The organism is Niabella soli DSM 19437, from assembly GCF_000243115.2.
Classification (GTDB): Bacteria; Bacteroidota; Bacteroidia; order Chitinophagales; family Chitinophagaceae; genus Niabella; species Niabella soli.
On sequence record NZ_CP007035.1, the window covers coordinates 902,219 to 918,020 of the forward strand.

The window sequence follows — 15,802 nt, forward strand, 5'->3', positions numbered from 1 at the left end:
TTTTATCTCCTTGATAGCTTTCACCGTTAATTTATCATTCGAAGCTATTCCCCGATTTTCGAACAGAATGTTCAAATTCGAAAATATCAATTAAGCAGACTATATTTGATTGATCCTAGTGAGGTAACTTTTATTGTGGATAGTAATACCATAGCTGAAGTGTGTTCCGATAGCTATCGGAACAACAATGCTTCATAGTAGCACTGAAGCCGGGTTGCCAATAATGATAATGTGAAGAATTTATTAAAACCATTAAGTTATTAAGAATAGTTATGTAGCTTTCTTAATTTTCTTAACTCCTGAATGGTTGATCAGGTTTGCTGTCTTTGAATTATTCTTTCTAAAATGGATAATGAAGCTCAAAATAGTAACGACGAAAAAGCTCCCGTGTTCAGGTCCTGGACGGGGTGTTATATAGGAGTGCTTGCAGTTCTTATACTACTGATCGTATTGTTTTACCTGCTTACAAAAAAATATTCATGAGGCTGCTGGATTGGATCATACTGGTTGTGACCCTGGTCGGCATTATCCTCTATGGAGTGTATAAAAGCCGATCCTCAAAAAACCTTGACGGCTATTTTTTATCCAACCGCAGTATGCCCTGGTACCTGGTGCTACTGAGCATTATGGGCACACAGGCGAGCGCTATTACCTTCCTGGCGGCTCCGGGGCAGGCTTATATGGACGGGATGCGTTTTGTGCAGAATTATTTTGGATTGCCCCTGGCAGCCATCGTGATCTGTATTTCGTTTGTGCCGGTATTTAGCAAGTTAAAAGTATTTACCGCCTATGAATTCCTGGAGAAACGGTTTGATATCAAAACAAGATCGCTGACTGCGTTTCTTTTTCTATTACAACGCGGCTTGTCCACCGGGATCAGCATTTATGCACCTTCTATTATCCTTTCGGTTTTGCTGGACTGGAATATCTATGTTACCAATTTATTTATGGGGGGATTGCTGATCATTTATACGGTAACCGGTGGCGCCAGGGCCGTTGCGTACACGCAAACGTTTCAGTTTATTATCATCATGTCTGCGATGTTCCTTGCGGGATATTATATAATAAAGGATCTGCCGGAGGGTATCGGTTTTTCAGACGCGTTGCAGATCGGGGGTAAGTTGGGTAAAATGAATGTTATTACCAACGGAGTTGATAAGGGGCATTTTGACTGGGGCGACCGGTATAATATTTTCAGTGGTATTATCGGCGGCTTTTTTTTGCAGCTCTCTTATTTCGGAGCAGACCAATCACAGGTGGGGCGGTACCTCACGGCTAAAAACTTAAAGGAAAGCCGGCTGGGGCTTTTGATGAATGGTATCGTGAAAATTCCCATGCAATTCTTTATCTTACTGATCGGGGTGCTTATCCTGACCTTCTATCAATTTAACCAAACGCCGGTTTTTTTTAATGAATATGAGATCCACCGGCTGGAACAATCTGTGCATAGCGATTCATTGAATCACCTGCGGCAGCAATTACAAAGGATACAGCAGGAAAAGGGATCGGTTTTAGCCCAGTATCAACAGCAGCCTGGTCCGGCGCTGCAACGGCTGAATACCTTACAGATGCGCACGGACGATATCCGAAAAGAGGTTAAGGGACTTGTGAAGGTCAATGGCGGATCGGAAAATGACACCAACTATGTTTTCCTGCGCTTTGTAATGGATCATCTTCCTGTGGGCCTGGTAGGGTTGATCATTGCAATCATTTTTTTAGCTAGCTGGGGCAGTATCGCCGCCGCGTTGAATTCTTTAGCTTCCAGTACAATGATCGATTTTCACAAACGCTTCAGTCGCAAAGAAAGTGATGATATCAAAGATTTTAGAACGTCCCGGCTATATACTTTCTCGTGGGGTGTTTTTTGTATGGCGGTAGCTATGTTCGTTTCCGGTTGGGCCAGCAGCTTAATAGAAGTGGTAAATATCCTGGGCTCTCTTTTTTATGGAACCATACTCGGCATTTTCCTGGTAGCGTTTTATTCAAAATCAGTAAAAGGGAATGCCATATTTTGGTCGGCCCTGATTTCGGAAGTGTTTGTAGTACTCTTGTTTTTTCTGAATGAGTACCAGGTGATCCGGCTGGGCTTTCTTTGGCTGAACGCCATTGGGGCGCTATTGGTATGGGGGATCAGTTTGCTGTTACAATGGACCGGTTCCTTAAGGGGCGCGGGTTCGGCCGGGTAACATTTTCTGTAACTGAATTACCCCCGGGATAATTTATATAAAAACAAAATGAAATATTTGCCGCTGTTGATTTGCGCATTGGTACTTTTTGTGACCGGGAAACTGCTATTTGCTCCCCTGATGAGCTCTCTGGAACCAAAGATTGACGGTATCCTGTTTCAGATAACCGAACACAAGGCCTTCATAAGGAACTCAACACTATTTTCCCTGACATTGGTTCTAATTCCGGTTCTGGCAGTCCTCACCTGGCGCCGCGGCCGGATAACAGCGCACGGAAGTAAAATCATTTCAATATTGCTTATCTTATTTTTTATTGCCCTCGGTGCTTTTGCGCGACATCAGGAGGTGAGACGCTATTTTATAAAAGTAGTAAGGCCGGCCTTACTGACCAATGGAACGACCCGTTTTGTTTACCCGATCGATCCGGTGAATTTTGTGTATTATATTTTGGGCGGCCTTGTGGCCGGATGTTTCTTCTCTTTCGTATTGCTCAGAAAAAGAAAAATAAATAGTTAGGTAACCTGCAGAGTAGCGCGTGGCATTGTGATCAATGCAACGATGGTCGTGAGCTCCTCACGCGTCACGCCGGATAGATTCTGCCGGGGTGACATTTTACGGTAAACTTAACACTGGTGCATTATAATGCGCCAGTGACTTTTATTTCTCCTGTGCTTGGGGGTAAACTGCAATGCGATGGGTTCTTAAGCTGTATTTGATATTGCTCTGTTCGGCGCTGTTTCCAAAATCCAGCGCTTTTGAAGCCTGCAAAGGCATATGGCAGTTGATACAATAATTATTCATCTGCTGCATGGCTACTGCATGATCCGATTTTGTGTGACAAGACATGCACCGCTGCACAAACACCTGCTGATTGTTGCGTTCGCTGGCGTGCGCATCATGGCAGCTCATACAGGTAAGGTTGCTTTGCTGGAAGCATTTGCTTAGCATCAGGGACTGCATTTGCATGCCATGGGCATCGGGCTTTGCTTCAGCCCCGGGATAATACATATAATACTGTGATAAGCTATCTCCGGGCACGAACGCAAAAATAGATTTAAGCGTTACCGCATCGCCGGAATGACAGGTAGCGCAAAGATCTAACTGCTGCTGCCGGCCCAAAGATCTTATGGAAGTCATGAATTTTGCCGTTTTTGCCTGCGGATTTTCCAAATGAAAGGCCACATGCTGTGCCGCCGGCCCGTGGCAACGTTCGCAGTCGATACCATAAATAATCGTTGCTGCATTTATTTTTTCAGCATAACGCCCCCCTTGCTCCAGGCTCTTTTCAACCGCGGCATAGGAGGCATGGCATTCCATACAACGGCCCACAATAAGGCGTGAATAGTTGGGGCGTTCCGCCGGAAAGCCCGGGCTGTTGGTCCAGCGTTTTATAGCCGTCAAATAGGTGAGGGGTAACTCATATAATTCTTCGCCTTTCCAGTAGCCAAAAGTCCATGCTTTTTCGCCGGAGCCAAAAGCGAGGTCCATACTTTCACTACCCACATTATTCCCGTTTAAAATATACGATTGTGCTATTTTGTTGTGCAGGGTTTCCAGCCGAACCATCTGACCGTTCGGAAAGTGGACGGTATCATTTGATGCGGTAACCAGTGTTTTGAATTTCTCAAAATCAACTTTTGATGACGTGTTGTAATGGTTGGCATGCATATAATTATTTACGATATCCTTGTGGCATTGCATGCAACTGGCGGCGCCCGCATATTGCTCTCCCCTGGGATCGTCTGTGTGCGTATGCCTGCCGGTGCATTTTAACAGACAAATGGCAACGCTGATCAGCAAAAGTGAAGCAATAATTATTTTCATACAGGCATTTTGTATAAAACGAAAATAACACTTTATTCTTTGCCTGCCTTTAATAAAGTACCCTGGTCTTTATAGTATGTTCCGTTTTCTTTAGTTCCTTTAATAACTGCCTGTCGTAGTCCTTGTCAATGTCGATAATGGCATAACCCGCTAATTCGTTGGTCATTAAAAACTGCGACCGGATGTTGATCTGGTGCTGCGCCAGCAGCAGGTTCACCCCGGCAATGGCACCCGGCAGGTTTTTATGAATATGGATAATGCGATGCGTACTTTTTACTTCCGGAAGCTGGAGTTTGGGGAAGTTGTAGCTGTCGCTGATGGAACCCTTATTGATAAAATCAATCATCCGTTGTATAGTTTGGGCGGTTGTTTTGCCATTGCCAAAAACAACGATCCCCAGCTCTGTGTAAAGCGACGTTGGGATAATATTTTTTGCTTTCCCGGGCAGCCCAATCGTTTTTAAGCGCGCCGCTTTTTTTATTTTTTGAGCGTCGATAATGGCGTCGGGGGCCAACAGTAACATACTTGCCTGCCGGAATATTTTTTCATCAATCTCCTTTTCAAGATGTACCGTGAATCCCTCGTCCAGGAAGGGTTGCAGCTCTTTTGAAGAAACGCTCCCGATCACAACACAATGGATCCGGTTCTTGGGATAGGAAATAGCGCCGGGCAATTTGTTGAGGTAGAGGAACTCGTCAAAACTGGGCGTAACATGGTCCGCTTTGGCGGTAACACTTTTCCTTGAAATGTTCTCGGTATAGGCAAAGAATTTTTTAATCAATCCGCTCTCCCGAAGCTGAAAATCGGAATAGCCATCGCCGATGCCATAAAGGTTGCCCTGTAAATTCAGGTCCCGGATCAGGATCACTTTTCCGCCTTCTTTGCTCAGAGGGTTGGTAGCATCATAACCGATGATTTTTCCATCGGCATTGAATACAAAAGTGTTGGCGTAAATGTTTTCCTTTTTTATATGAAATTTCTTTACTACCGGCGTTATAAACTCTTTAAACCCCCCGGAAACAATCAGTACCTCGTCTGCGTGTTTTTTAAAAAAAGCCGCATTTCTGGAGAACGATTTCGACACCTTTTTCTTAAGATGTGTTACCAGTTTTTTCAAATGGGTTTTATCTGCTTCCAGTAATTTAACCCGTGCGGCAAGACTGTCAGAAAAAGACATACTGCCGTTCATTGCCTGGTTCGTAAAGCCTTCTATTTGTTCATAAACAGCTTCTCTTTTGGGATTATCTTTTAAGGATATCCGGGCCAGTTCATCCAATGCCTCCACCTGGGTAAAAGTGCTGTCAAAATCTATAATGTAGTAATTCTTTTGTTTCATTGCGCTGCAAAAGTAGGGCTATTTATCAGCTGCAGGCGTATTGAATATCGTTTTTTAGGTTTTTCAATAAGCCGGCAACAGATTGGCTTGAAGCAAACGCGAATGGATGGGCCGCGCGGTCACTCCATCCTGTTATTTGAGAATTGTCAAATATATAGTGCTGCCGGAACCGGTCAATTAAGGAAATAGCGCCTGAGAGTAAGGAGGAGTGCTAAGACCCTGACGCTGTATTTTGAGCGAAAGGGAGGCCGGAAGCGGCATCCAATGGAATCCGAATGGGCATTTTATAAACGCTGACTATGGTAATATGACCATGACACCGCAGGATGGTTTCAAAGATAGTATCCTCTATATTTGAAATAACAATGTATTTTGTAAAATTGACTGTGGGAATCAGGGCTTCTGGTTTTGCGATAGTCAGCGTTAATTGTATAAAAGATTGGAGATTTCCTGGACAGGTATTGCGATTGGGGATAAAGACGCCTATTCAAATGCGTACAGGAAGCTGTATGAGCGATTTTATAATTATGGTGTAAAACTGGTTCAGGACAGCGGATTGGTGGAAGATGTGATCCAGGAGGTTTTGATGATGCTATGGACAAACCGGGAAGGACTGCCTTCTATAAAAAACCCTGATGGCTACTATTATGTGCTTTTCAGAAGAGCACTAAGCAAGCGGGCAGAGGCGCTGGCAAAAACCAGGTCGCTCGACACCGCCGGTTTCGATCCTGAATTCCCGGCAGACGTTTTTATGATCCGGCGGGAGACCGACACCGCGGTCCGTGAAAAACTCATTACAGCCATTAATACCCTTTCGCCCCGGCAACGGGAAGCGCTGTTTCTCCGTTTTTACGAAGGCTTTTCCTATGAAGAAACGGCCGCTATCTTAGGCATTTCGGTAAAAGCTACGTACAAGCTTATGGCAAGGAGCTTACTCACCTTGCGGGATAAAGTTTCTGTACCGCTCGTCTACATTTTTTTCTTGTTGAAAGAAAATTTTTGCTAACGGGTGGGGTAATTTTTTGTTTTTCCTACTCATTTATATCAGGATATGAAAAAAACAGGCAACTACAGTCAATATGTGCTTAATGATTTTTTATGCGATGCCGGTTTTCAGGATTGGATATTAAAACCGGATGAAGAAAAGAATGCTTTTTGGGAAAAATGGCTGGAGGCCCATCCCTATAAGAAAAAAGAGGTGGCCGCAGCGAAAAGCATTTTGTCAGAGATCGGTTTTAAGATTAGCCGGCCCGATCTTTTAAAAATAGAAACGGCGTTAAGCCAGGCATTGGAGGCTATCGGGGAATCAGAACAACGCCGTAGTTTTTGGATGACCGCCCGGCGTTGGAGGGCAGCGGCGGTCTTTATTCCACTGCTCGCCATCGGTGCGCTAATTTTCTGGTGGGTGAAACCTCCCGCTCTGCGTGCGGTAACAACGGAATACGGAAAAATCTCCCGCGTGGTTTTGCCGGATAGTTCGGTCGTGGTGCTGAATGCACACTCCTCTATAAAATATGAGCCCAAATGGGATAAAGAAAAACCAAGAGAATTATGGCTGAACGGGGAAGCTTTTTTTGATGTAAAGCATTTGGATAAGGATCATAAAATAGAAGCCCATGAACGGTTTATTGTGCATACAGAAAATACTATTGTTGAGGTATTGGGTACGGCGTTCGATATCCGGGAAAGGAGGGGCAGAACAGAAATTTCTCTGCAAAGAGGTTTGATCCGGGTAAGCTTTATCAAAGGAGGAAGACAGCCGGTAATAATGAAGCCAGGAGATATCTTGCTCGTAGATACTGCAAATGTCGTACAGCGTACTTCAAGTACCGAGCATGCATTTAACGCCTCTTCCTGGAAGGAAAAAAAACTGATGCTTTCTAATCCTTCCCTGTCGGAGATATTTGAGTACCTGGAAGATACTTACGGTAAGTCATTTATTCTGGAAGATCCGGCGCTGGGCAGAAAAAGACTGAACGGCCCGATATTAATAGATTCATTGGATGATGCGCTTTTTGTGATGTCCACTGCTTTAAATATATCATTCACTAACGAGGGTGATAGCATAAGAGTAAACTTCAAATAGTTTTTCACTTATAATAAATGTCCATATGTTAAAAAAACGGTTATTGTTAATTGCATCTCTATGCCTGTTGGGGTGCTTATATTACTGCCCCGCTGCAAGGGCACAGGCCGGAGGTAAAAAGGTTTCCATTGAAGAAGCCTTAAGCCAGGTAAAAAAACAGTACGGTACACAGTTCGTGTATGATCCGGATCTGCTAAAAGGTAAAACCACTACTTACTCCCTCGACCCGATAAAAGCAAAGGATGTGGAGGAACTGCTTAAAGGGATCTTATACCCGAACAACCTGGTTTTCCTGTATGTAAAAAAGAATTATTATACCATCGTTCCAAGAGAACGGCTGGGCGAGCTGCGGCCGGAAAAAGCACCCGTTACCGAAAGGGAAAAGGAGCGGGAGCTGGCGCCTGCAATGGATTCCAGAACGCTTACGGGGGCCGTGCTGTCTGATGCAGGCACTCCTGTTGCAGGAGCCAGTATCACTTCCCGGAATACGGGTAAAGGAACGGCCGCCGACGCAAAAGGAGCATTCTCTATTAATGTAAGCGGCCGGAATGATGTACTCACCATTTCTAATGTCGGGTTTAAAACAGCAGAAATACCTGTTGGTAACCAGTCGGTGATAAACGTGAGTTTAGTGGCGGCGACCGCACAGTTGGATGAAGTGGTAGTGATCGGTTATGGTACGGCAAAACGCAAGGATTTTACCGGTGCCGTTGCTTCTGTAAAAGTGGAAGATGCTCCCGTAGCCATGCTGCCCAACTCAAGCCCACTGGATGTACTGAGAGGAAATGTTTCCGGCTTGAATATAGGCATAACCAACGCAGCGGGCAGCCAGCCATCAATGCTTATAAGAGGGCAGAATTCTGTATATGGGAATACCAATCCGCTGATCGTATTGGACGGTGTTATTTTCCTGGGCAGCCTTAATGATATTAATCCGAATGATATTGCTACTGTTGATGTGCTGAAAGATGCGGTGTCTGCATCTGTATATGGATCAAGATCCGCCAACGGCGTTATCGCTATCACAACCAAAAAAGGTAAAAGAGGCAAGGCCTCTATTAACCTGAATGCCTCTTACGGAGCGCAGACCTGGCAGAACAAGCCGGCAATGATGAGCGGAGAACAATGGATAAAATCAGTAAATGATCGCAATAAATACACCGCCGGCTCCACCAACTGGCTGAAGACAGGGGAGCTCGAAAATTATAAAAATGGCAAAGAAACCAACTGGCTGGATGCCATTACGCATACTGGTACTTTTGAGAACTACCAAGCCGCTGTTTCAGGCGCTTCAGAAAATGTAAATTATTATCTGTCTTCTTCATATAACAATAATAAAGGTATCATAGTAGGCGACCGGTACGACCGGATTTCCGTTTTGAGCAAGATCAATGCGAAAGTGACCAACTGGCTGGAACTGGGCCTGGACGGGGCTTATAACGTATTGGATTATTCGGGCATGTCTGCAAATGTGCTTGCTGCAGAGCAGATGTCGCCCTATGGCGTCATGTTCAGGGACGATCAGGGTCACCTGGAAAAGTATCCCTATACCCAATCGGCGGTAAATCCCCTTTGGGGCGTTCAGGATGGTACAACCGATAACCTGGACCGGCGGCAAAATTTCAGGTTAAATACCTACGCCGTAGTTTCGGCGCCCTGGGTAAAAGGGTTAAGCTACCGCTTAAATTATTCGGCCAATCTGGATAAAAATGAATCCGGGGCTTTTTATCATGAAAATTATTATATAGCAGAAGGAGAAGGTTTAGAACGATACAGCACCTCTACTGTTAACGGGCTTCTTGCCAAAGCAAATGGGAACCTGCAAAATGTCACCAACTTCAACTATGTTATTGACAATATCCTGAATTATAAGAACCGGTTTGGCCAACATAGTGTTGATCTGACAGCAGTAGCCACAAGAGACTTTACCCGCAATGAAACGGCCAATATCATTGGTTCCGATTTTGCAGCAAACGGTAACTCCCTGTTGGGCTACTGGGGCCTGTCCAAAGCCACCGTGCAACAAAATGCGCAGAATGTAGTACAAAGAGCCAATATCGGATACCTTGCGCGCCTCAACTATGAATATGCCGGCAAATACATGTTGAATGCGTCCATCAGGAGAGATGGGGCGTCTGTGTTCGGATCTAATACAAAATGGGGAAATTTTGGAGCCGTAGGCATGGCCTGGCGCCTTTCAGGCGAAGAGTTCATGAAGAACATTGCGCTGATCAATGATCTGAAACTAAAACTTTCCTGGGGGAAGAACGGAAACCAGGGAATAGACCCCTATGGGACCCTGGCAACAGTTGTGAATGGACAGTCCGGCGGCTACCGGTACGAATTTTCCAATACCGGAAGCAATATCCTGTATGGGCTGGCACAGTCGGCAATGGGCAACAACGACCTGGGTTGGGAAACCACTGCGGCATGGAACTTTGGCATAGAGGCGGCTTTGTTGCAGCGAAGGATTTTTGTAGATATCAACCTGTATACTTCAAAAACAACGGATCAGTTGTTTGTGCGGGAAATCCCCATCATGACGGGCTTTAAATCCATTAATGCGTCAATGGGTGAAGTGGACAACAAAGGCCTGGAACTTTCCGTTACTTCCGTAAATATTCAGCAAAAAGATTTCAACTGGAGCAGCACTTTAAACTATTGGATCAACCGGAATAAAGTAGTGCATCTTTACGGTACCGATAGCAATGGAGATGGAAAGGAAGATGATGATCTTGCTAACGGTCTTTTTATAGGCAAATCATTGGGAGCGATTTATGGCTACGAACAGATCGGGATCGTGCAGACAACAGATAAAGACTATATAGCGCAGAATGGCGCAGCTCCCGGTGATCCTAAATATAACGACATCGACGGGGTGGCCGGTATTTCGGTAAACGACCGCAAAATACTGGGTTATAAAAAGGAGAATTTCAGGATGAGCCTTAGTAATACGTTTTCTTACAAAAACTTTGAGCTATACGCATTAGTATCGGGTATTTTTGGGGGAAATAATTATTATCTGAATAGCAATACAGGGGCTTACCTGTCGAGGACCAACCGGTTCAATGACAATTCTATCTATGTTCCTTACTGGACAACAGACAACCCCAGCAACGTATATCCCGCGGCCACATATTCCGCCGACTCAAGATTTTTGGGACTGCAATCGAGGGGCTTTGTCCGGTTACAGGACGTGGTACTTTCTTATACTTTCCGGCAACCCTGGATGCAGCGCGTGCATGTATCTAATTTGCGGGTATTTTTCTCAGGAAAAAACCTCGCAACGCTTACCAATTGGGAAGGAGGCGATCCGGAGTTGGGCAACACGGTGAAAGATAATACGATCCCTGTGCCCACGACTTATTCCTTTGGGTTCACCGCAAGATTTTAATTTATTTAAACTGATTACCATGAAACGGTTATTCCATATTTTAACAGCATTATTTATTTGTTCCTTATGGCAGTCCTGCAAGTCGGATAAGGCTTTTCTTACAGAAAAACCCGAAACCTTCTATACTGTTGACAATGCTTTTTCCAGTTCAGCGCAGGTAGACCAGGTACTGATCGGTATTTACTCCAATATCCGGGAAGCCTGGACCAATCCGAATGAACAGGGCTGGATGTTTATTTTTAAAGGGAACGGAACGGATGAATTTGATGTGCCCAGTATCAGGAGGGGCAGCACCTTTAATAACTATGCAAACATTAATCCTGACAATGCCAATTTTTATAATATCTATAGTTTTTGGTATGATCTGATCAGTAAAGCCAACCTGGCCATTTATGCAGCCAACCTGCCGCAGGTGAAATGGAGCACAGATGCAGATAAAAATTATGCCCTGGCGCAGGCACGTTTTTTCAGGGCCTTTGCTTACCGGAACCTAGGCGAAGAATTTGGTGGAGTGCCCATTGTTACTGAAGTGCTGACCACACCTAAATACGATTTCAAACGCACTACCCGGATTGAGACTTACGATTTTGCTATTACAGAAATGGAGGCCATACTTAATGATGTGCCCGCTACCACAGTGGCCGGCGGACGCCTGGTGAAAGGAGCCGTTCAGCATAATCTCTGTGAACTGTACCTTGCCAAAGGCATAGAACTGGAGGCGGCATCTAAAACCGCAGACGCTCAAAGTGCTTATAATAAATCTGTGCAGTATGGAAATGATGTAATAGACGGAGGCGTTTATTCATTAATGCAGAGCCGGTTCGGAAAACGTGCCGGTGAGGCTACGATCGGCATTTCAGTGTACAAGAGCGGTGTGTACAATACCGCAAATATTGTAGACACCGTTCAGCAGACCACCAATGTTTTCTGGGATCTGTTCCAGGAAGGAAATGTGAATTACCAGGATGGGAATAAAGAATGTATCTGGGCTGCTCAAATTGATTATGCCGCGTATAAAGCGGGAGACGGAGAATCGAAGCTTCCATACTCCAGGACTTACGGGCCCGTATTCAGGGACGGGGCAACGGGCAATTTAACCGGTACCAACGAAGATGTGGGTGGCCGCGGGATTTCACAGATCATGCCCACCTTTTATACGAGGGATGAAATATTCAGCTCCAAATGGAGTGAAGATCTGCGCAACAGCGACGCGGTATTCCGCCGCCGCTTTAAGGGTAATGTGGCTGCTTCGGCCTGGTATCGAAAAGATATTCCCTGGACCGTTTTATATAATGGCAGTGCAGACAATACGACCAACATTAATAACCGCAGTCTTTGCTACCCGGTTTCCTGCAAAATCGCCACCGATAAATATACGGGTGTGGCCGATGGAGAAAATATGAGCAACCTGTTTCGCGACGACTATATCATCCGTCTTCCCGAAACGATCCTGTTGAGAGCAGAAGCCAAACAGCGGAGCGGCGATAAAGCAGGAGCTGCCAGCGATATTAACCTGCTCCGAACCCGCGCCCAATGTACCTACAAGGTTACCGCTGCAGATATGGATGATAATTTCAATCTGATCCTCGATGAGCGTGCCCGGGAGCTGATATACGAAGAATGCCGGTGGAACACCCTTCTGAGGATGGGTAAAACCATCGCAGTGGATCGCATTAAAAAATATGCCTACTGGCCGGAAGCACAAGCTACTTTAACCTTTAACTTTAACCTTTGGCCTATTCCGCAAAAGGTTATTGAAACCAATAAAGATGCTGTAATAGCGCAAAATCCGGATTGGATAAATAAATAAGAAACTGTATAATTCTATAGAATGGGTTTAATAAAAAAGAGGATCGCCGTCCTGGGGATTTGTTTGATCACCGGAATGCAATTGCTGAACGGGCAAACGAACCGTTATGATCTACATACCAGTAAAAGTGAATCGGTTGATCAGATCAGTAAGGGGTTTGTTGCTCCGCCTTCCGAAGCAAAATTGCGCTGTTACTGGTGGTGGTTGAATAGCATGGCCACTAAAGCATCCATTACAAGAGACCTGGAAGCAATGAAGAAAATGGGTTATGGCGGCGCTTCTCTTGTAGATGCCGGCAGCTCTAATTATCAGCAGGCATTAAAAACAGCCGCCGGCCCGGTTTTCATGACGCCGGCATGGATGGAATTGTATCAGCATGCAGTGAAAGAGGCCGACCGGATCGGTATTGAATTAAGCGTTAATATACAAAGTGGCTGGAACCCGGGCGGGCCTTTTGTAACACCGGAATACGCTTTAAAAAAAATAGTAACGGCCGATACGGTTATCAGCGGCGGAAAAATGATAACGGTATCCCTGCCGCATCCGCCGGAAAAACTCCTCTACCGCGATGTACTGGTACAGGCCATTCCGCGCCCGCATCAACAGTTGCCCTTAAAGGACAGTGCTATTTCCGACTGGTCGCTAAAAACCTTTAACCAGTCCATGGGAGGAGGGGGCATCTATCCATTGTATAAATTCAAATCGGGTTTTGATACGGCTACGATGGTCAATAAGATCCGGCAGGATCAGATCATTGATCTTACCCGCTTTTTTGACGGGCGGCAACTCAAATGGAAGGCGCCTCCCGGCGACTGGATCATTATTCGTTATGGATGGACCAATACCGGGGTAACGACCTCAACAACAAGCGATGGATGGAACGGCTTGTCCCTGGATCATATGAGCCCTGCCGCCTTTAACTTATTCGATCAACAGGTGATCAGCCCGCTGATCCTTGCCGCAAAGTCGGCCGGCAACAGTGTTCGCTATCTTCAAACAGATAGCTGGGAAATGGGCGTCATTAACTGGACGCAAAACTTCCCGCAGGAGTTTGTCCGGCTCCGGGGATATGATATCCGGCCTTTCATGCCGGTGCTGGCAGGCTATGTGGTGGAAAGCCAGCAGGTCACCAACCGCTTTTTATACGATTTCAGAAAAACAGTGGGCGATTGTATCCTGCAAAATCACTACCAGTTGCTTTATAATAGGGCGCATAAGAACGGCATGGGAATTCATCCGGAATCCGGCGGACCTCACTCGGCTCCCATCGATGCATTGCAGGTAATGGGCATCAATGATTTTCCCCAGGGCGAGTTTTGGGCTATGTCCAATACCCACAGGGTAACGGATGCCGCCCGCTTAATTGTAAAACAGAGCGCCTGCGTGGCCCACACCAACGGCAAGCGGTTTGTGGCGGCAGAAGGGCCTACAAGTATTGGCCCGCAATGGGAGCGTTCTCCCCGGGAACTGAAGAGCAATATCGATCGTATATTTTGCTCGGGCGTGAACCGTATTGTGTGGCATACGTTTACTTCTTCACCAAAAGAATACGGTTTGCCGGGTAATGAATATTTTGCCGGCACCCATATGAATCCCAATGTAACCTGGTGGCCGGAAGCCGGGGCCTTCATCCATTATTTAAACCGCTGCAGTTACCTGTTGCAGCAGGGCCTATTTACTGCAGACGTGCTTTATTATTACGGGGATGATGTGCCCAATTTTGTATTCCTGAAGGACGAGTTCCCTCAATTGCATTTTGGGTACGACTGGGATAAATGCTCCCGTGATGTAGTGCTGAAACGGCTTGCAGTGCAAAACGGGAAGATCGTATTGCCGGACGGCATGCAATATCGTTTACTGGTGATACCTCCAGACAAGGCGATTAGTCTCGCTGTTTTGAAAAAAATAGAAGCCCTGGTAAAAGAAGGACTTATTCTTTACGGACCGCGGCCCAAAGAAGCAACCGGACTAACCGGCTATCCTCAAAGCGACCGCGAGTTGCGATTGATCACAGATCGTTTGTGGGGGGCCATTGACGGTGCTGCGGTTACGGAAAAGATTACGGGGAAAGGGAAAGTGATCTGGGGCAGGGATATTAATGAAGTGCTGGCATCAATGAAAGTGCTGCCCGATTTTAGCTTTACAAGCGATAACCCCCAGGCCTCTTTTGATTATATTCACCGGAATACCAATGATGCTGATATTTATTTCCTGTCGAACCGCTTTGAATACCGGCAGTACAGCGATTTTGCGTACCGGTATTTGCCTGTAGCTCCTGATCGCTATGAACAGATCGATGCCCGTTTTCGTGTTACCGGCTGTCAGCCCCAGCTATGGGACCCAATGACCGGTACCATTACCGATATCGCAGACTACCGGGAAGAAAACGGTACCACGGTAATTCCCCTGCATTTTGAACCGGGCGGATCTAAGTTTATCGTTTTTAAGAAAAAGGCAACCCCGGTGAGGCATATCGTAAATATAGTGAAGGGGGAAGTGGATCCTAACAGGACTATGCCCCTGAAAACCGCGTCAGTAGCGCTTGTAAGAGAAGGTGGCGTGGTGAAAGCGCAGGTTTTTCAAAAAGGGCAGTATACTTTAAACTGGTCTGATGGAACAGAAAGTCGTTTACATAGTAATGGGGCAATCCTGCAACCCGTTTCTGGTAAATGGCAGTTAAAGCTGGACCCCTATTGGGGCACTGATCGCCAATTGACACTTGATTCCCTGAAGTCCTGGACTGATTTTGACGATCCAAAAGTGAAATATTATTCGGGGAAGGGCCACTATACCACGCGTTTTATGCTAGCGTCACCAGCGCTAAAGGGAATGCGCGTATATCTTGACCTGGGAAATGTACAGGATCTTGCAGTGGTCCGCGTCAATGACAGCCAACCGCAAACCCTTTGGTATTTCCCGTTCCGGCTCGATATTACCGACCTGGTAAAACCAGGAGCCAACCAGTTGTCCGTTGATGTGGTGAACCTGTGGGCAAATCGTTTGATCGGGGATCGCGGGCTTCCGGCTGGCAAGAGGCTTACCCAAACCAATATTGTAAAGTTTGAAAAAGAAGCAATGGAACCGGCACTCCGGGTGTCTGGTTTGCTGGGGCCGGTACAATTAATACTGGTGCCCGAAGTTGTTATAAAATAGACCTGATTTTAGT

At 45.9% G+C, this 15,802-nt stretch carries 9 protein-coding genes; 7 read left to right on the forward strand and 2 right to left on the reverse strand.

Annotated elements, in window-relative coordinates; genetic code table 11:
- Positions 1–479: 479 nt before the first annotated feature.
- Positions 480–2,186, forward strand: a complete 1,707-nt coding sequence (locus NIASO_RS03740) for a sodium:solute symporter (protein WP_008583372.1) — start codon at positions 480–482, stop codon at positions 2,184–2,186.
- Positions 2,187–2,480: 294 nt separating this feature from the next.
- Positions 2,481–2,702, forward strand: a complete 222-nt coding sequence (locus tag NIASO_RS20300) for a hypothetical protein (protein ID WP_168128482.1) — start codon at positions 2,481–2,483, stop codon at positions 2,700–2,702.
- Positions 2,703–2,843: 141 nt separating this feature from the next.
- On the opposite strand, the gene NIASO_RS03750 is transcribed toward NIASO_RS20300, so the two are convergent.
- Positions 2,844–4,010, reverse strand: a complete 1,167-nt coding sequence (locus NIASO_RS03750; RefSeq protein ID WP_008583369.1) for a multiheme c-type cytochrome — start codon at positions 4,008–4,010, stop codon at positions 2,844–2,846.
- A gap of 49 nt (positions 4,011–4,059) precedes the next feature.
- A complete protein-coding gene (locus tag NIASO_RS03755) occupies positions 4,060–5,346 on the reverse strand; it encodes an HAD-IB family phosphatase (RefSeq protein ID WP_008583368.1) in 1,287 nt (428 codons plus the stop codon).
- Between the two features lie 439 nt (positions 5,347–5,785).
- On the opposite strand from NIASO_RS03755, the gene NIASO_RS03760 reads away from it, so the two are divergent.
- From NIASO_RS03760 to NIASO_RS03780, 5 genes are read left to right on the forward strand one after another with little or no spacing between them, the layout of a single operon-like run.
- Entirely contained in the window at positions 5,786–6,352 is a 567-nt protein-coding gene (locus tag NIASO_RS03760) for an RNA polymerase sigma factor (RefSeq protein WP_008583366.1), read from the forward strand.
- A 45-nt stretch (positions 6,353–6,397) separates the two neighbouring features.
- Positions 6,398–7,432, forward strand: a complete 1,035-nt coding sequence (locus NIASO_RS03765) for a FecR family protein (protein ID WP_008583364.1) — start codon at positions 6,398–6,400, stop codon at positions 7,430–7,432.
- 25 nt (positions 7,433–7,457) lie between these two features.
- Positions 7,458–10,826 (forward strand): SusC/RagA family TonB-linked outer membrane protein, encoded by a 3,369-nt coding sequence (locus NIASO_RS03770; RefSeq protein WP_008583362.1) that lies wholly within the window; start codon positions 7,458–7,460, stop codon positions 10,824–10,826.
- 19 nt (positions 10,827–10,845) lie between these two features.
- Positions 10,846–12,636: a RagB/SusD family nutrient uptake outer membrane protein gene (locus tag NIASO_RS03775; RefSeq protein WP_008583361.1), complete on the forward strand. Its 1,791-nt coding sequence runs from the start codon at positions 10,846–10,848 to the stop codon at positions 12,634–12,636.
- Between the two features lie 21 nt (positions 12,637–12,657).
- Positions 12,658–15,789 carry a glycosyl hydrolase gene (locus tag NIASO_RS03780; protein ID WP_008583359.1) on the forward strand — a complete coding sequence of 1,044 codons (3,132 nt, stop codon included), beginning with the start codon at positions 12,658–12,660 and terminating at the stop codon, positions 15,787–15,789.
- The last annotated feature ends 13 nt before the right edge of the window (positions 15,790–15,802 follow it).